Source organism: Aureimonas sp. N4 (assembly GCF_001463925.1).
Lineage (GTDB): Bacteria > Pseudomonadota > Alphaproteobacteria > Rhizobiales > Rhizobiaceae > Aureimonas > Aureimonas ureilytica_A.
This window is the reverse complement of record NZ_BBWS01000016.1, coordinates 82,160-98,909: the sequence shown is the minus strand read 5'-3', so window position 1 is coordinate 98,909 and position 16,750 is coordinate 82,160. Positions and strand designations below refer to the sequence as shown.

The window sequence follows — 16,750 nt, the reverse complement described above, 5'->3', positions numbered from 1 at the left end:
CGCTCAGTTCGTGGCTCGGTCCATCGCCTCCAGCTCGTCGATAAAGCCGGAGATCATCGACAGGCCGCGCTGCCAGAAAGCCGGGTCCGAGGCGTCGAGGCCGAACGGCTTCAACAATTCGGAATGATGCTTCGTGCCGCCCGCGCGCAGCATGGCGAAATATTTCTCCTGAAAACCCTGATCGGCCTGCTCGTAGACCGAATAAAGCGAGTTCACGAGGCAGTCGCCGAAGGCATAGGCATAGACATAGAAGGGCGAGTGGATGAAGTGCGGGACATAGGTCCAGAAACTTTCATAGCCCGGCCCCAGCCGCACGGCGGGCCCGAGCGAGCGCGCCTGCACCTCGACCCAGATCTGGCCGATCCGCTCGGCCGTCAGCTCGCCCTTGCGCCGCTCGGTGTGGATTTCGCGCTCGAACAGATAGAAGGCGATCTGGCGGATCACCGTGTTGATCATGTCCTCCACCTTGGAGGCGAGCAGCGTGCGCCGCTCGGCCTTGTCACTGGCCTTCTCCAGAAGCGAGCGGAAGGTCAGCATCTCGCCGAAGACCGAGGCCGTCTCGGCGAGCGTCAGCGGCGTCGAGGCCATGAGCGCGCCTTGCGGCCCGGCCAGAACCTGATGCACGCCGTGGCCCAGCTCGTGCGCGAGGGTCATCACGTCGCGCGGCTTGCCGAGATAGTTCATCAGGACGTAGGGATGCGCGGAGGGCACCGTCGGGTGCGAGAAGGCGCCCGGTGCCTTGCCCGGCCGCACGCCCGCGTCGATCCAGCGATGCTCGAAGAAGCGGCCGGCGATCTCGGCCATTTCCGGGTCGAAGCCGCGATAGGCCGAGAGCACGGTTTCCCGCGCTTCCGTCCAGGGGATGGTGCGGCGCGAGGCGCCCGGCAGCGGCGCGTTGCGGTCGTAGAATTCCAAGGCATCCAGCCCCAGCCACTTGGCCTTCAGGCTGTAATAGCGATGCGAGATCGAGCCGTAGCTGTCGGACACGGCCTTTGCCAGCGCATCGACCACGTCGCGCTCGACGCGGTTGGCGAGGTGGCGGGAATCGGCGACATCCTCGAAGCCGCGCCAGCGGTCGGAGATTTCCTTGTCCTTGGCGAGCGTGTTGGTGATCAGCGCGAAGGTGCGCACGTTCTCGCCGAAGACCTTTGCCAGCGCTTCCGCGCCCTTGCGTCTGATATCGCGGTCGGCATCCTGCAGGAGGTTCAGCGTTTCTTCGAGCGCCAGCGTCTCCCCGTCCACCTCGAAGCGCAGCGAGGTCATGGTCTCGTCGAACAGGCGGTTCCACGCGCCATGGCCGGTGACGGATTTCTCGTGGAAGAGTTCCTCCACGCGGTCTTCCAGCTGGTAGGGCTTGTCCTGCCTGAGATCCACGATCCAGGGCCGGTAGCGACCGAGCGCCGGATTGGCATCCATGGCGTGGTCCATCGCCGCGTCGTCCACGCGGTTCAGCTCCAGCCCGAAGAACAGAAGCGCGGAGGAAATATCGGTCACCTCGCCCTGGATGTCGCCGTAGAACTTGGCGTTCGCGGGGTCGGACGTGTCGCCGGAATAAACGAGCCCGGCATAGGAGACGAGGCGACCGAGAATTTCCTCGATCTCTTCGAACTCCACGATGGCGGCCGCCAACTCGCCGCCGCCGGGCTTCTGCGCCTCTTCGGCCAAGCGGCCGCGCCAGCGCTCGTTGAAGGCCTTGGCGCGCGAGCGCGAGCGCTCGATATCGGTCGCGATCTGCGGGCTGTCGATCGAGGCGTAGAGATCGGCCAGATTCCAGCGGGGCAGGGCGCCCAGATCCTCCTCTCCGGCCCGTGCGGAGGATGTGGGGGAAACGGACGAACGGATCATGGACACCTCGCAAATCGGGAAAGGAGCGGCCCGACGCGCCGCCCCGCTCGTGTGGCAGAAAACTCTTCATCCCTGCCGTGTCAAATAGGGGCGATGAGCGCGAAAAGCGAACCCATGACAAGCGAACCCATGGCCGAGCCGCCCTTCCACGTCCTGATCGTGGATGACGACGGCGTGCAATGCCGCCTGAGCGAGGCGCATGTGGCGCGGGCCGGCGGGCGGGCCGAGATCGCGGGGACGCTCGCCGCCGCGCGCACCATGCTGGCGGCGGCCCCGGAGCGCTTCGCGGCGCTCTTGCTCGACCTCGGCCTTCCCGATGGAAGCGGGCTGGAGCTACTGCGCGAGCTGCGCGCAAGGGGCCATTCCGTTCCCGTCATCGTGCAGACGGGGGAGGGGCGGCTCGACCGCGCCGTGGAGGCCATGCGCGCCGGCGCGACGGACTTCCTCGTCAAACCCGTCTCGCTCACTCGTGTTCGCGCCGCCCTGGAGGCCGCCATCCGGCAGGGGGACGACGAGGACAGCAAAGGGATACGTCCGGGCCTGTCGGCCAGCCAGGACGAAGACGACCCCAGCCCCGCCATGCGCCCGGTTCTGAATGCGGCCACGCGCGTGGCCCGTTCCATGGTGCCGGTGCTGCTGCTCGGCGAAACGGGTACCGGCAAGGAATGGCTGGCACGGCGCATCGTGGCCTCCGGCGCGCGAGCCGCCCGGCCTTTCGTTCCCATCAATTGCGGGGCGCTGCCGCGCGATCTCACCGAGAGCATCCTGTTCGGCTTCGAGCGTGGGGCCTTCACGGGAGCCGAGCGCCGCAGCCTCGGCAAGTTCGGCGAAGCCGATGGCGGCACGCTGTTTCTGGACGAGGTGGGCGAACTGGCCCCCGAGGCGCAGGTCAAGCTGCTGCGCGCGCTTCAGGAGGGCGAGATCGATCCGATCGGCGCGGCGCGGCCCGTGCGCGTGGACATCCGCATCATCGCCGCCACGCATCGCGATCTTCGGGCCGATGTCGAGACCGGACGGTTTCGCGAAGACCTGTACTATCGGCTTCATGTCGTGCCGATCGAGCTGCCGCCGCTGCGCGAGCGCCGCGAGGACATTCCGAGCCTCGCCCGCGCCTTCGCCGCGCGAAACGTGCCGGGCCGCGCGCTCCTGCCGGGTGCGCTGGCGCGCCTGCAAGCGCATCGTTGGCCCGGCAATATTCGTGAACTGGAAAACGCGATCCGGCGCGCCTGCGTCATGGCCGATGGTGAGGGCCTGCGCGCGGAGGATTTCCAGCTTGCCGACGCGTGGCAGCCGGTGCCGAGGACGCAAGTGATTGAGCCGAGACGCGAGCCTGCCGCCGCAGCGATGGGGGTGCCGCCAGCCTCGGCCGCGTTCCCCACCCTCGCGCAAGTCGAGCGTGAGCATATCCTGCGTGCGCTGCAAGAATGCGGCGGGCAGCCGACCAAGGCGGCCAAGCTTCTGGGGATCGGTCGTACGACCCTTTATCGCAAGCTCAAGGAATACGGGCTTTTCGCGCCTGATTCGGCCGCAGAGGCGCCCAAGCTTTAATCCTTAGTCCGAATTTTCACTGGTCGTTAACCATTTTCGCGTGTAGTGCCAAAGAAATTGGAGCTGTGTCATTTTCGTGCCGCACTCTCCTGTGATTGGATCCCTCTGTTGGGGGACTGGTCGCACGAGCCGTTGGCACGGGCGTCGACACGACACACCGGGGGAATGGTTCCGCATGTTCGGATGGACCGAATGCGTATCGCGCGCGGCCTTGAGGCGCGCTGCGGTCTTCCTGGCAGGCTTCGTGGTGATGAGTTCCGTGGGGGCCGCCGCGGCTCGCGCCGAAACCCGAACCCTCAAGCTCTACCACGTCCATCTCAACGAGAAGACGGAAATCACCTACAAGAAGGACGGCAAGTTCCTTCCCGAGGGCCTCAAGAAGGCCAACTGGGCCTTGCGCGACTGGCGCGAGAACAAGCCCACGAACATGGACCCGAACCTTCTCGACGTGCTCTGGGAAGCCTATCGTCAGTCGGGTTCGCGCAGCTACATCCACATTATCGGCGGCTACCGCTCGTCCGGCACCAATGCGATGCTGCGCTCGCGCTCGTCGGGCGTCGCCGGCAACAGTCTCCACATGGCCGGCAAGGCCGTGGACTGGTATCTGCCCGACGTTCCCCTGAAGAAGCTGCGCGACATCGGCCTGCGGATGCAGATCGGCGGCGTCGGTTATTATCCGCGCTCGGGATCGCCCTTCGTCCATTACGACACGGGCAAGGGCCGCTATTGGCCGCGCATGAGCCGCAGCGAACTCGCGGCCGTGTTCCCCAAGGGCAATACGATCCATCTGCCGGCCGACGGCAAGCCTCTGCCGGGCTACGAGACCGCGCTGGCCTCCTATAACAAGCGCAAGGGCTCCAACGACATCCAGATCGCCTCGTCGCGCTCCAGCGGTGGCCGCTCGCTTCTCGCCATGCTGTTTGGCGGCGGCAACGAGGAGGCCGAGGACGAGGCCGAGGCGTCCGCCGCCCCGGTCGGCAAGCCGAGCCGCGCTCCGGCACCCGCTCGCGCCGCGCCCAAGCCCGAGCCGGAGGTTCAGGTCGCGAGCACCCTGCCCACGCGCCCCGCGCCGCCACCGGCCTTGCCCGCTGGCGTGCCCATGGCCGAGCGTGACGTGTTCGACAGTTCCGCTCCCCGCCGATCCGCGCCGCCCGCCGCCATTCCCGCCGCGCCGCCGCCGCGCCGTGAGGAGGAGGAAGAAACGGAAGTCGCAGCCCTCGCGCCGTCCCGCGTCCCGCTGCCCTCCAGCGCGCCCGATCGCCCGTCCGTCCAGGCGCTGGATCAGACTCTCGTCGCCGCGCTCGAAGAGGCGGAGCCGCCACCCGCAGCGCCGGCCCAACTGGCCTATGCCGTGCCCATGCCCCGCGAGCGCCCACCGTTCGAGGCCGTTCTGCGCGGCGATCAGGCCGCGCTGCCGACCCAGAAGCCCGAGTTGGCCGAGGAGGAGGGCCTGACGCCCGAGGCCATCATCGCCGCCGCCATGCCCGAGGTGCCGCCCGCCGCCGCCGCACAGGCCGCCGCGACCACCCCAACGCCCGCTGTTGCGGTGGCCGGTGCCGCGCCACATGTCGCAACGCCCTCCGCCCGCCCGCAATCGGCCATTGCCGCCGCAATGACGCGGCCGTCCGAAACGCCGGACGCGAAGCCGGGAGCAGCCGTGCAGGTCGCCTCGCTCGGCAACGAGCCGACGCCGGCCCGCTCCGCCGTCGCTGCTGCGCCCGTGCCGGCCAAGGGGGTGTCCAAGACCGCTGCTACCAAGGCTCCGGCAAAACTCGCCAAGGGCGGCCGAGTGGTCGGCGACGCGCCGGCGGCCAGCAAGGCGGCGCGCAAGGTCAGCCCGGATGCGATCGAACAGCGAATCGCCATCGCTTCGCTGATCACCAGCCCGGAGCGCCGCGCCATCGAAAGCAAGCTCGCGCGTCCGGTGGCCGATAATCTGATCGGGCAGATGCCGAGCGCGGTGTTCGCCCGTGGCTTCTCCCGCAAGGGCTCGTCGCCCGCCGCTGCGCAACATTTCGAGGGAACGGCGGTGAATTTCCTGCCGGTTCACAAGCTGGACTGAAACATTCGGCGGATCGGCAAAGCCGCACACGCTTCGATTGAGGAAAGGGCGCCTTCGAGCGCCCTTTTTCGTGAAGATGATCCACTAGTTCGTGTCCGCGATCGCCCGGCTGATGATCGAGGGTTCGATCACGTTGAAAGTGTAAAGGTGCCCCAACGTCATCGGCGAATATTTTGGATGCGCTTCATGCTGCGTTGCGGCATAATGCCTCGCGATTGAACCAGCCTGCGTCAAAGCGATTTGTGCTTTGATCCTCAACACATGGCTGCCATCGCAGACTTCTGGGATTGAACTTCCGTATCGGAAATAGAAAGCTGATAAAGCCAAACGTTCGAAGGCCAAACGGGCCTAAAGATTGGGTGAAAAAAGCGTTTGGCGAGCCCTGTCGCTTGGTGAATGCGCCTCGCAGACGAGCAAATTCTGCCAAGCCTACACCGATAGGTTCACTCTTACCCGCTTGGGCTGAGTTTCGTCCTGTTCAACCACGTGGGTTGCAAGCTAGTCTTCTCAAGAGCGTTCGGGAAGTTCTTGCAGCAGCTCCTGCGACGTGTTGACAAGGAGGTGTTTTTCCCAGAATACGACTGGAGTGTTTCGAAGGTTGAGTGCCGCACCGAGATGTTTTCTGCCATGCGGGGCTCGTCAAACTGGAACAACTGGGTAATTCTTTATCGGGTCTTTCAGTTCGGCACCGCGAACGATCAGCAGTAAACGCACGCCGTGCCCGGCGTGATTGTTTGTCTCAAGCCAGGTTGGAACGATGAGCGAGATCGACGAGGTCGACAACTCGGATATGCTGATGGAATTGACGGCCGAAGTGGTCGCCGCCTATGTCAGCAAGAATTCTTTGCCGGTCGGCGACCTGCCCGGTCTGATCCACGATGTCCACAATGCCCTGAGCCAGGCCGGCGCCGCAGCCCCGCCGGTGCAGGTGGAAAAGCCCAAGCCCGCGATTTCCGTGAAGCGCTCGGTGACGGACGATTACATCGTGTGTCTGGAAGACGGCAAGAAATTCAAGTCGTTGAAGCGTCACCTGATGACGCATTACAATATGTCCCCCGAAGAATACCGCGAGAAGTGGGATCTTCCGGCGGATTATCCGATGGTGGCACCGAACTACGCCGCCGCGCGCTCGCGCCTCGCCAAGCAGATGGGCTTGGGTTACACGCGCCGCCGCGCGCGAGGCTGAGCCCCGCCAACCTCCGGCGCGAGACCTAGAACGCCATCGACCTCCGTATGAAAAAAGGGGCGCCCGATACAGGCCGCCCCTTTTTCTATGCCGTCCGCCTGCCGGGGAGGGGGGCGCATCGGATCAAAGGCTGGCGGCCATGCCCAGCGCCTGAAGATAGAGGTCCAGAATGGCCTCCTGCTCCTGCCGCTCCTGCGCGTCCTGCTTGCGAAGCGAAATGACTTTGCGCAAGACCTTGGTGTCGAAGCCATTGCCCTTGGCTTCGGCGTAGACATCCTTGATGTCGTCCGAAATCGTCTTCTTTTCTTCTTCCAGGCGTTCGATCCGCTCCACGAAGGAGCGGAGCTGGTCCTGTGCGACCTCGTCGGTGGCGTTCGACATGGGAGCCTCTTCTCAAGCAGGGCCAAGGCGCCGGTCAGTCCGGACGCGTTTATCAACTCTTCGATGACGCGGAATGGTTACTCAAGCGTTACCGCGAGGCCGCGACAGGGTTTTGCGCTTCATCTCAACGCGGTTCACTCTCGTCTTTCGGGCGGTTCTGCTCGAAGGCGGCGAGCTTGTCGTCGCCCGCTTCCTTCTGGTGCAGGGCGCGCCATTCGTCATAGGGCATACCGTAGACGATCTCGCGCGACGCTTCCTTGCTCATCGTCTCGCCGCTGGCCTCGGCTGCCTCGCGATACCAGTTGGACAGGCAGTTGCGGCAGAAACCCGCCAGATTCATCAGGTCGATATTCTGCACGTCGCTGCGCGCGCGCAAATGATCGCGCAGGCGCCGGAAGACGGCGGCTTCGATCTCGATTTCCTGTTCGCGGCTGAGGCTCATGGGACACCTTGGAAACGGGCGGCGAGGCGACCGGGCCTCGCGCGGGAAGGATAGCACTGGATATTGCGCGCCCGCTCCCGCGTCGCAAGGCCGGCGAAGCTTGCGCGAGACCGGTCCTGCGCGGGCGGCCCTTGCTTTGCCGGCTTGTTCGCTTATGCCAGAACGGAACCGTTCGAACCCTTCCCCTCAAGGATCGCCCATGCCGTTCCGTTCGATCAGGGGGCCGCGTGCTCCGGCCGTGGCCTTTTGTCTGGCCCTCGGCGCCTCCACTCTTGGCGCACCGGCGCTGTCTCGCCCCGCCCATGCCGATTTTCGCGTTTGCAACGGAACCCAGACCCTGGTCGGCGTCGCCGTCGGCCAGCGCACGCCCGAGGGCTGGGTCAGCGAGGGCTGGTGGCGCATTCCGGCAACCACCTGTCGCTCCGTCGTGGAGGGCGAGCTGCACTCGCGCTACTACTATCTCTATGCCGAAGACGCCGAGGGGTTGGGCCGCTGGGCCGGCAAGGTTGATATGTGCATCGCCGAAAACGAATTCCGTATCGTCGGTGTGAAGGATTGCTTCGCTCGCGGGTTCCAGAAGATGGGGTTCCGGGAGTATGACACCGGCGGACAAGGAAGCTGGATGGTTCAGCTCACCGAATCGCCTCGTGGGGAGACTCCCAAGCCATGAAACGCAACCGTCGAGTCAAGATTCTCGCCACCCTCGGGCCGGCCTCGTCCGACGAGGCCATGATCCGCAAGCTGTTCGATGCGGGCGCGGACGTGTTCCGCATTAATATGAGCCATACCGAACATGACGCGATGCGCGAGCTGGTGCGCCGCATTCGCAATGTCGAGGCAAGTGTCGGCCGCCCGATCGGCATCCTGGCCGACTTGCAGGGGCCAAAGCTGCGCGTCGGCAAGTTCAAGGACGGCAAGGTCGATCTCGCCCCCGGCGACATCATCACGCTGGACGACAACCCGGAGCCGGGCGACGCGACGCGCGTCTATCTGCCCCATCCCGATATTCTCGAATCGGTGCGCCCCGGCCATCGCCTCCTGATCGATGATGGCCGCCTCCATCTCGTGGCGCTGGAATGCGACGGGCGCTCGATCCGCTGCATGGTCGTCGCCGGCACGCGCATTTCCGACAAGAAGGGCGTCAGCCTGCCCGACACGCTGCTGACCTCCGGCGCGCTGACCGACAAGGACCGGCGCGATCTCGACGCGGTTCTGGCCGAGAATGTCGACTGGCTGGCGCTGAGCTTCATTCAGCGGCCCGAAGACCTGGCCGAAGCGCGCAAGCTTTCGCGCGGCCGCGTCGGCCTCCTTTCCAAGATCGAGAAGCCGCAGGCCGTCGAGCGGCTGGACGAGATCATCGAGATGTCGGACGCCATCATGGTGGCGCGCGGCGATCTCGGCGTCGAGATGCCGCTGGAGCAGGTGCCGGGCATTCAGAAGCGCATCACACGCGCCGCGCGCCGCGCCGGCAAGCCCGTCGTGGTCGCGACCCAGATGCTGGAATCGATGATCACCGCGCCGGTGCCGACGCGCGCCGAAGTGTCCGACGTGTCGATCGCCGTGTTCGAAGGTGCGGACGCGGTCATGCTGTCAGCCGAATCGGCGGCCGGCCAGTATCCGGTCGAGGCCGTCGCCACCATGGATCGCATCGCGGTCGAGGTGGAGAAGGACCCGCTTTATTCCGGCATCATCTTCGCCCAGCGCCCGACCGCCGAGCCGACGGGCGCGGACGCCGTGTCGCTCGCCGCGCGCCAGATCGCCGAAACGCTCAAAGTGGCGGCGATCGTCACCTATACGGGTTCGGGCGCTTCGGGCCTGCGCATGTCGCGCGAGCGCCCGCAGATTCCGATTCTGCCGCTGTCGCCGATCGAGAGCACCGTACGCCGCCTCAGCCTCGGCTGGGGTCTCCATTGCATCATTTCCGAAGATGCGAAGGACATGGAAGACATGGTCGACAAGGCCTGCCGCCTCGCCGTCGAGCACGGCTTCGCCCAGCCGGGCGAGCGCATCATCGTGACCGCGGGCGTGCCGCTCGGCACACCGGGCGCGACCAATATGATCCGCATCGCCTATGTCGGTTCCGACGGCGCGCACGCGGCCTGACCGGCCCTATCCCTCAAAATCAAGAAAGGCCGCGTTTGTCGCGGCCTTTTTTGTGGGTGGTGCCGGCGGGCACGGGATGCGTGTCAGGCGCGTTCGCCGGCGAGAGCGTCGGAGAGCTTGAGCGCGGCGTCCTGCGCGTCCTTGAGGGCAGGGTAGATGTCGAGAACCCGCAGATAGGTTTGCAGGGCTTGGCGATCCCGGCCCATTTCCTCCTGCATGGCGGCGAGCCCCATGAGTGACGCGAAATGCCGCGGCTCGCGCCTGAGTGTTTCCTCCACATCCGCCGTCGCCAGCCCGTAGCGATCCTGCGCGTAATGGACGGTCGCGCGGCGGTTCCAGGCTTCGGGGAAGGTCGGCTGGAGCACGATGGCCTGATCCAGAAGATCGAGCGCGGCCGCCATGTTCTTGGCGGCGACGGCGCTGGCGGCGCGCTGCATCAGAAGATCGGTCGTCGCGCTGCCGCTGGCCTGCCATTCGGCCTGGATCTGGTTCGCCAGCGTCTCGGCGCGCGCGGAGTCCTGTTCGCGTTTCAGCCGCGCGAACAGCGCATCCAGCCGGCCCGCATGGTCGCTGGGAAGCGCTTCCGCCGCCGGCTTGGGCGCAGGCGGGGTGGGCGGCGTCGCCTCCCCTTGCGCCCAGGCGGGCAGGGTGGCGAGGGCGAGAAGGGCGAGAGGATAAGCAAAGGCGCGCATGGGAAGAGCTTAGTCTTCGCCTGCGCGTCGTCAATCGTCCCTGTCCGGGATCAAGGCCTGCGCTCGTCGCGCGGATCGGACGTCTGGGGATGTGGAGCGCGTCGGGACGAGTCGTCAGGCGCTTGGCCCTCGAGCATCGGGCCGGTGGGGAGGTGGGGATCGGCCTTCCCCAAAGAGCGCGATCGGCCGCACTTTGCCGGAAACAGCCCAAACGAAAAAGGCCGGCTTGAAAGCCGGCCTTGATTTCGTCAGCCCTGACGCGCCTTGAAGCGCGGAGCCTGCTTGTTGATGATGTAGATGCGGCCCTTGCGACGAACCAGGCGGTTGGCGCGGTGGCGGCCCTTGAGCGACTTCAGCGAGTTCTTGATCTTCATGGGTTTGACCGTCGGTGTGGATGGCGACGATCGGATGGTCCGCTCTGCCGCACAATGAAAAACGCGCCCAAGGGGCGCGTCTGCCTGGGTGGTTCGATAGCGTCCGCGGCGGTTTCTGTCAACCATGTGACCGTCGCGGACCCTTCATGTCAGGGCGCGGATCGAGGAGAAACCCGCGTGAAATGGCCCATTTTGCGCCCCGGACGGGCTTCCGCCTTGCCATAGAGCGTCAGCATCACGTCAGCTTCGCGCAGCAGCTGCAAGGCGCGCTCCACGTCCTGGCCGATGAGATTCTCCATCACGCAGTCGCTGTGGCGCTTGGGGTCGCCGAGCGGCAGGCCGGCCACGGCGCGGATATGCTGCTCGAACTGCGAGACCGTGCAGGCCGCTTCCGTCCAGTGGCCGGAATTGTGAACGCGCGGCGCGATCTCGTTGACCAGAAGCTCGCCGTCCCGGCCGACGAAGAACTCGACGCCGATGACGCCGACATAGTTCAACTTGTCGAGAATTGCGCGGGCGATCGCGCTGGCGGCCTCCGCCTGTTCCGGGCGCACGCTCGCGGGCACGGTGGAGCTTTTGAGGATGCCGAGGCCATGAACGTTCTCGGCCGGATCGTATGCGGCGAAGCTGCCGTCCTGGCCGCGCGCGGCGATCACGGAAATTTCGCGCTCGAAGGCGATCTTCTTTTCGAGAATCGAGGGAACGCCGCCCAGACTGTCGAACGCCTCGCCATGCGTGCCGTTCTCGCGCAGCACCGCCTGACCCTTGCCGTCATAGCCGAGGCGGCGGGTCTTCAGGATGCAGTCGCCGCCGAGATCCAGAAAGGCGTGGTCGAGTTCAGGCGCGTCGTCCACCGCCCGCCAGGGCGCGGTGCGAATGCCCGTGCCGTTCAGGAAGGCCTTTTCGACCACGCGGTCTTGCGCGACTTCCAGCGCTTCCGGCGGCGGAAAGACGGGCACGATATGGCTGAGCGCGCGCACGGGCGCGACGGGCACATTCTCGAACTCGTAGGTGACGACCGAGACGCTGGCGGCCAGACGCTCCAGCGCCTCCCGGTCGTCATAGGCGGCTGTTATCGTCTCGTTCGCCAACTGTGCGGCCGGGCAGGCGGCATCGGGATCGAGCACGATCGTGCGATAGCCGAGGCGGGCTGCGGCCGACACCATCATGCGGCCGAGCTGGCCGCCGCCGATCATGCCGATCGTGGCGCCGGGCGGAAGCGGGAAGGACGTCTTCAATGGCTGGCTCCCGCTTTCGGCTCCGTCGCGGGCTCGTCGCTCGGACGCTCTGCCACGGCGTCGGTCTGGCGCTGGCGCCACTGGTCGAGCCGCTCGGCGAGACCTGAATCATGCAGCGCCAGGACGCTGGCGGCCAGAAGCGCGGCGTTCACCGCGCCGGCCCGGCCGATGGCGAGCGTGCCGACGGGAATGCCGGCGGGCATCTGGACGATCGACAGGAGACTGTCCTCGCCCGATAAGGCGCGGCTTTCCACCGGCACGCCGAACACGGGGAGCGGGGTCATGGAGGCGGTCATGCCCGGCAGATGCGCCGCGCCGCCTGCGCCCGCGATCACGACCTGAAAGCCGGCCGCCTTCGCGCCCTTGGCAAACGCCACGAGCCGGTCGGGCGTGCGATGGGCGGACACGATGCGCGCGTCATAGGCGATGCCGAGCGCGTCCAGCGTGTCGGCGGCATGTTTCATGGTCGCCCAGTCGGACTGGCTGCCCATGATGATGGCGACGGGGGAAGGGGCTGACGTCACGCGGTCAGATCCGGGATGACCTGATCTTCGATGTCCTGAAGCCGGTCCTTGATGACGAGCTTCTTCTTCTTCATGCGCTGCACGGCGAGCCGGTCGCAGCCCGTGGCTTCCATCGCGTTGATGGCCAAGTCGAAATCCATATGCTCCTGCCGGAGCCGCGCCAATTGCAGTCTGAGTTCGGCCTGTTCCTGATCCGCCACTCCGGTCCCCTCGAACGCTTCCCACGGCCGCTCGCCCGGCCGGAGCCGGGCACGCGGACAGCGCCCGGTTCAGGCCGGGCATATCCTATTCACGAAATCTCGTACCAGTCTCGCTCAAAAATCGAAACCCGGCACTTGATCCTCATTCGACAGTGCAAAGCTTATGTGACACTTTCCTATCGTCCACAGCGGTTCCCTTCGGGTGCCGGTGGGAGGAAAGCAGTCAGAAGGAGCCTCAGGAATGCCTTTGGATGCCCATCTTGCGACTTTGCAGCAGCGCCATTCGGCGCTTGAGCAGGAACTGGCGGCCGCTAAGACCAAGCCCGCTATCAGTGACAACGAGTTGCAGGACCTCAAGCGGCGCAAGCTGCTTCTGAAGGATGAGATGGAGCGCCTGCGCGCCTCCGCTCACTGACGTGACCCCCCTGTTTGGCTAGGTGGAAGGGCGCGGCCATGGCTGCGCCCTTTCTCTTGAAAGCGCCCTGGCAAGGGCCGCAGGGCGGGCAAATCTCTTGTAGTGTTGCCGCAATGCGTATTTACAGAACTCGAAACCGGGCCACACCGCTCGGGCCACCATGAGTTCGACATGACCGACGACGCGCCGATCCGCCCCCGACTGGTTCTCGCCACGACCCTTTTGCCCGATGGCCTCGAGGGGCTGGAGCGCCTGCGCGAGGCCTTGTCCGCCGGAGATGTCGCCTCCGTGTTTCTCGACCCGGCAGGCCGTGGCGACGCGGCGTTTCAGGATTTCTGCGAAGCCGCAGTTCCGATCGTGCAGGAGGCGGGTGCCGCCGCCATCGTCGCCGAGGACACGCGCTGCGCCGGCCGCGTGAAGGCCGACGGGTTCCACACATCGGGTGGCTCGATCGAAGCTTTGGGCGAGGCCATGGCCCGCTTTTCGCCGCGCCTCATCGTCGGCGCCTCGGGCTTCAACACGCGACATGACGCGCTGGAAGCGGGCGAGCGGATGCCCGACTACGTTCTGTTCGGCAAGCTCGGCGCCGATGGCGACGCCGAGCCGCATCGCCGCAACGTCGAGCTGGGCGGCTGGTGGTCCTCGATCGTCGAGATCCCCTGCATCGTGCAGGGCGGCGGCGATCTGGCAACGCTTCCCCAGGCCATCGCCACGGGCGCCGAGTTCATTCTCCTGTCGCGCGCCATTTTCGGCGAGGCCGAGGGCGTCGCCGCCCGCGTCACGGAGGCCAACCGCCTGTTCGACGAGGCGGCGGTGGTGGAGGCCGCCTGATCATGCGCGCGCGGCCCTCTGCCCTGTGCCTCCTTTCGGCTTTCGCCCTGCTGGCAAGCCCTGCCCTGGCGCAGGAGAGCGCCGGTGGGGGCGTTCCGGGCGTGGCCGTTCCGCCCAGCACGCTTCTGCCCCTCCAGGCCGCGCCGACGCCCTTCGAACTGCCGGGAGAGGCCGAGGCGCTGCAAGGCCCGCTCGACGTGCCGCCCGCCGCCGCAGCGCTCGCCCCACCACGTTTTCTGCCGACGCCGCTCGGCCCCGCGCCGGGGGAGGGCAAGGCGCTCGCCGGCGTGTCCCTGTCGGATGCGCCCGCCGTGCCCGGCGACATGGAGCCCGCGTCGCCCACGGCCGAGGCCTATGGTGCGTTCCAGCGCGGCTATTATCTTTCGGCCATGCGCCTGGCCGAGCCGCTCGCCAATCTCGGCGATCCGGCGGCGCAGACGCTGCTGGGCGAAATCTACGCGCGCGGCCTCGGCGTGCCGCGCGACGAAAAGGAATCGGCGCGCTGGTACGCCATCGCCGCCAAGGCGGGCGTCGCAGAAGCGCAGTTCCGCTATGCACTGATCCTGCTTGAGGGCAAGGCGGCCGAGCGGGACGACGCGACCGCGCGCGACCTGATGAAGGCGGCGGCCGACTCGGGCAATCCGCTGGCGGCCTTCAATTACGGGCAGATGCTCATTCAGTCCGCGCCGACGGGCGGCTTCGGCGATGCGATCGCCTATTTCCGCATGGCCGCCGACAAGGGCGTGCCGGACGCCGAATATGCGCTGTCGCAGCTCTATGCCTACGGCAAGGGCGTCGAGAAGAAGGACGACGCGCAGGCGCGCCACTGGTTGCAGGAAGCGGCCCGCTCGGGCCACGACCTCGCGCAGATCGAACTGGGCATCTGGCTCATCAACGGGCGCGGCGGCCCGTCCGACCCGGCTGAGGGCTTTCTTTGGCTGAAAGGCGCGGCCGAGCGCGGCAATCCGATCGCGGTCAACCGTATCGCCCATCTCTACAAGGACGGGGTCGGTACGCCGCGCGACCGTGTCCAGGCCGCCAAGTGGGTGGTGCTCGCCCGCCGCGCGTCGAATTCCGACTCTGGCCTCGACATCTGGTTCCGGGGCCTGCCCGAGGCCGAGCAGAAGTCCGCGCTGGAGGCTGCGAACCGTTTTCGCGCGGGATGACGGCTTTGAAGCTTGTGCGGACTTGAACAAATCGGGCTTTTGTGGTTCCAAGCCCGCTTGCATCCCCTGACAATTTCCGAAAGCTGTCCCGTTTCATGAAGATCAACGGAAGCGAAATCCGTCCCGGCTATGTCATCGAACATGCCGGTGGCCTCTGGGCCGCCGTGAAGACGGCCCATGTGAAGCCGGGCAAGGGCGGCGCGTTCAACCAGGTCGAGCTGAAGAACCTGATCGACGGCACCAAGCTGAACGAGCGCTTCCGCGCCTCCGAGTCGGTCGAGCGCATCCATCTCGATCTCAACGACTATCAGTTCCTCTATGCCGAGGGTGAGAACCTCGTCTTCATGGACAATGAGAGCTACGAGCAGCTCGAACTTCAGAAGGATTTCGTGGGCGACCGCGCCGCCTTTCTGCAGGACGGCATGAAGGTGACGGTGCAGAGCCATGAAGGGCGCCCGATCGGCATTTCGCTGCCCGATCAGGTCGTGCTCGCGGTGGCGGAAGCCGATCCCGTGGTGCGCGGGCAGACGGCCGCGTCCTCCTACAAACCGGCCATCACGGAGAATGGGCTGCGCGTGATGGTGCCGCCCTTCGTGGAAGCGGGCGAGCGCATCGTGGTCGACACCAACGAGATCACCTACGTCCGCCGCGCGGACTGACCGAACCCGTTCAACCGGGCGGGCCGCCTTGAAAGGCCCGGCCGGTTTCGCATCTCCGCAGCGTGCCCCTTGGTGCGCGCCGCGTGTTCTTTGTCACGATTGAAGAAAGTTGTCCCAAGCCATGGCCCGTTCGGCATTGATGAACGTCATGACGCAGGCCGCCATGAAGGCTGGCCGCTCGCTGACCCGCGATTTCGGCGAAGTCCAGAACCTTCAGGTGTCCATGAAGGGCCCGGCGGACTTCGTGTCCAATGCCGACCGCAAGGCCGAAGAGATCGTCTTCCAGGAACTCTCGCGCGCCCGCCCCGAATGGGGTTTCCTCATGGAAGAGCGCGGCACCGTGGAAGGGCGCGACCCGCAGCACCGCTGGATCGTCGATCCCCTGGACGGCACGACCAACTTTCTTCATGGCATTCCGATGTTCGCCATCTCGATTGCGCTGGAGCGCGACGGGCAGATCGTGGCGGGCGTCATTTTCAATCCCGCGCTGGACGAGCTTTACACGGCGGAGAAGGGCGGCGGCGCCTTCCTGAACGATCGCCGCCTGCGCGTCGCCGCCCGTGCCAAGCTGCCCGAATGCGTGATCGCGACGGGCATGCCCTTCCTCGGCCATGGCGATCATGCGCGCTTCCTGTTCGAATCGCGCCAGATCATGGCGGAGACGGCCGGCATCCGGCGCATGGGCGCGGCTTCGCTCGATCTCGGCTATGTCGCGGCCGGGCGCTTCGACGGCTTCTGGGAGCATGAACTGAAGCCTTGGGACATCGCGGCCGGTTCGCTTCTGGTGCGCGAGGCCGGCGGCTTCGTCACCGATACGGACGGGGCGAAGTTCGACGTCATGCAGGGCGATATCTGCTGCGGCAACGAGCTGATCCACCGCCAGCTTCTCGCCGAACTCAAGAAGGCCAACACGGCCCATCGCGGCGGCGGCGAGCCGGTAGCCGCCAAGGGCTGAGCCGACCGCGCGTTGGCAAGCTCCGATTCACCAAGTGCTTGACAACACGCGACATTGGCTGGCGCTGGCCGGCGCGGCGGGTTAGAAGAACATTCCACCGTTCCGGCCCGGCCGCGCGGCGTCCAGCTG

General features: G+C 66.2%; 18 protein-coding genes. 10 read left to right on the top strand and 8 right to left on the bottom strand.

Features of this window, described 5'->3' with window-relative positions; all coding sequences use genetic code 11:
* Positions 1-3 precede the first annotated feature (3 nt).
* Positions 4-1,845: a M3 family oligoendopeptidase gene (locus tag AUL28_RS05725; RefSeq protein ID WP_062217583.1), complete on the bottom strand. Its 1,842-nt coding sequence runs from the start codon at positions 1,843-1,845 to the stop codon at positions 4-6.
* A gap of 114 nt (positions 1,846-1,959) precedes the next feature.
* On the opposite strand from AUL28_RS05725, the gene AUL28_RS05720 reads away from it, so the two are divergent.
* From AUL28_RS05720 to AUL28_RS05705, 3 genes are all read left to right on the top strand, one after another.
* Positions 1,960-3,393: a sigma-54-dependent transcriptional regulator gene (locus tag AUL28_RS05720; RefSeq protein ID WP_062230957.1), complete on the top strand. Its 1,434-nt coding sequence runs from the start codon at positions 1,960-1,962 to the stop codon at positions 3,391-3,393.
* 175 nt (positions 3,394-3,568) lie between these two features.
* Positions 3,569-5,455 (top strand): DUF882 domain-containing protein, encoded by a 1,887-nt coding sequence (locus tag AUL28_RS05715; protein WP_062230956.1) that lies wholly within the window; start codon positions 3,569-3,571, stop codon positions 5,453-5,455.
* Between the two features lie 757 nt (positions 5,456-6,212).
* Positions 6,213-6,641, top strand: coding sequence for a MucR family transcriptional regulator (locus tag AUL28_RS05705; protein ID WP_153003853.1), 429 nt, complete (start codon positions 6,213-6,215; stop codon positions 6,639-6,641).
* 123 nt (positions 6,642-6,764) lie between these two features.
* Here AUL28_RS05705 and AUL28_RS05700 read toward each other — a convergent pair whose 3' ends face one another.
* Positions 6,765-7,022, bottom strand: a complete 258-nt coding sequence (locus AUL28_RS05700) for a DUF2312 domain-containing protein (protein WP_058601858.1) — start codon at positions 7,020-7,022, stop codon at positions 6,765-6,767.
* A 124-nt stretch (positions 7,023-7,146) separates the two neighbouring features.
* A complete protein-coding gene (locus tag AUL28_RS05695) occupies positions 7,147-7,464 on the bottom strand; it encodes a DUF1244 domain-containing protein (RefSeq protein ID WP_062230955.1) in 318 nt (105 codons plus the stop codon).
* Between the two features lie 199 nt (positions 7,465-7,663).
* Between AUL28_RS05695 and AUL28_RS05690 the strand changes: the two genes are divergently transcribed.
* Positions 7,664-8,134 (top strand): DUF1036 domain-containing protein, encoded by a 471-nt coding sequence (locus AUL28_RS05690; protein WP_058601860.1) that lies wholly within the window; start codon positions 7,664-7,666, stop codon positions 8,132-8,134.
* A complete protein-coding gene (gene pyk / locus AUL28_RS05685) occupies positions 8,131-9,567 on the top strand; it encodes a pyruvate kinase (protein WP_058601861.1) in 1,437 nt (478 codons plus the stop codon). The genes AUL28_RS05690 and pyk overlap by 4 nt, the downstream gene beginning before the upstream one ends.
* 83 nt (positions 9,568-9,650) lie before the next feature.
* Here the strand turns inward: pyk and AUL28_RS05680 are convergent, their stop codons facing one another.
* The 5 genes from AUL28_RS05680 to AUL28_RS05660 form a co-directional block, all read right to left on the bottom strand.
* On the bottom strand, positions 9,651-10,259 hold the full coding sequence (locus AUL28_RS05680; protein ID WP_062230954.1) for a hypothetical protein: 609 nt from the start codon (positions 10,257-10,259) through the stop codon (positions 9,651-9,653).
* A 248-nt stretch (positions 10,260-10,507) separates the two neighbouring features.
* Positions 10,508-10,633 (bottom strand): type B 50S ribosomal protein L36, encoded by a 126-nt coding sequence (ykgO, locus tag AUL28_RS05675; protein ID WP_058601863.1) that lies wholly within the window; start codon positions 10,631-10,633, stop codon positions 10,508-10,510.
* A 149-nt stretch (positions 10,634-10,782) separates the two neighbouring features.
* Positions 10,783-11,871 carry a 5-(carboxyamino)imidazole ribonucleotide synthase gene (locus AUL28_RS05670; protein WP_156419897.1) on the bottom strand — a complete coding sequence of 363 codons (1,089 nt, stop codon included), beginning with the start codon at positions 11,869-11,871 and terminating at the stop codon, positions 10,783-10,785.
* Complete coding sequence (purE, locus tag AUL28_RS05665; RefSeq protein WP_062230990.1) at positions 11,868-12,362, bottom strand: 5-(carboxyamino)imidazole ribonucleotide mutase; 495 nt, start codon at positions 12,360-12,362, stop codon at positions 11,868-11,870. The genes AUL28_RS05670 and purE overlap by 4 nt, the downstream gene beginning before the upstream one ends.
* 29 nt (positions 12,363-12,391) lie before the next feature.
* On the bottom strand, positions 12,392-12,595 hold the full coding sequence (locus AUL28_RS05660; RefSeq protein WP_058601864.1) for a YdcH family protein: 204 nt from the start codon (positions 12,593-12,595) through the stop codon (positions 12,392-12,394).
* Between the two features lie 241 nt (positions 12,596-12,836).
* Between AUL28_RS05660 and AUL28_RS22000 the strand changes: the two genes are divergently transcribed.
* From AUL28_RS22000 to AUL28_RS05640, 5 genes are all read left to right on the top strand, one after another.
* Complete coding sequence (locus AUL28_RS22000; protein ID WP_082640277.1) at positions 12,837-13,010, top strand: YdcH family protein; 174 nt, start codon at positions 12,837-12,839, stop codon at positions 13,008-13,010.
* Between the two features lie 171 nt (positions 13,011-13,181).
* The gene (locus AUL28_RS05655) at positions 13,182-13,841 is read left to right on the top strand and encodes a thiamine phosphate synthase (RefSeq protein ID WP_062230953.1); all 660 of its coding nucleotides are present in this window, start codon (positions 13,182-13,184) and stop codon (positions 13,839-13,841) included.
* A 2-nt stretch (positions 13,842-13,843) separates the two neighbouring features.
* Complete coding sequence (locus AUL28_RS05650; protein ID WP_058635079.1) at positions 13,844-15,007, top strand: tetratricopeptide repeat protein; 1,164 nt, start codon at positions 13,844-13,846, stop codon at positions 15,005-15,007.
* Between the two features lie 95 nt (positions 15,008-15,102).
* Positions 15,103-15,666 (top strand): elongation factor P, encoded by a 564-nt coding sequence (gene efp / locus AUL28_RS05645; RefSeq protein ID WP_058601867.1) that lies wholly within the window; start codon positions 15,103-15,105, stop codon positions 15,664-15,666.
* A 121-nt stretch (positions 15,667-15,787) separates the two neighbouring features.
* Positions 15,788-16,621: an inositol monophosphatase family protein gene (locus AUL28_RS05640; protein WP_058635081.1), complete on the top strand. Its 834-nt coding sequence runs from the start codon at positions 15,788-15,790 to the stop codon at positions 16,619-16,621.
* Positions 16,622-16,750 lie beyond the last annotated feature (129 nt).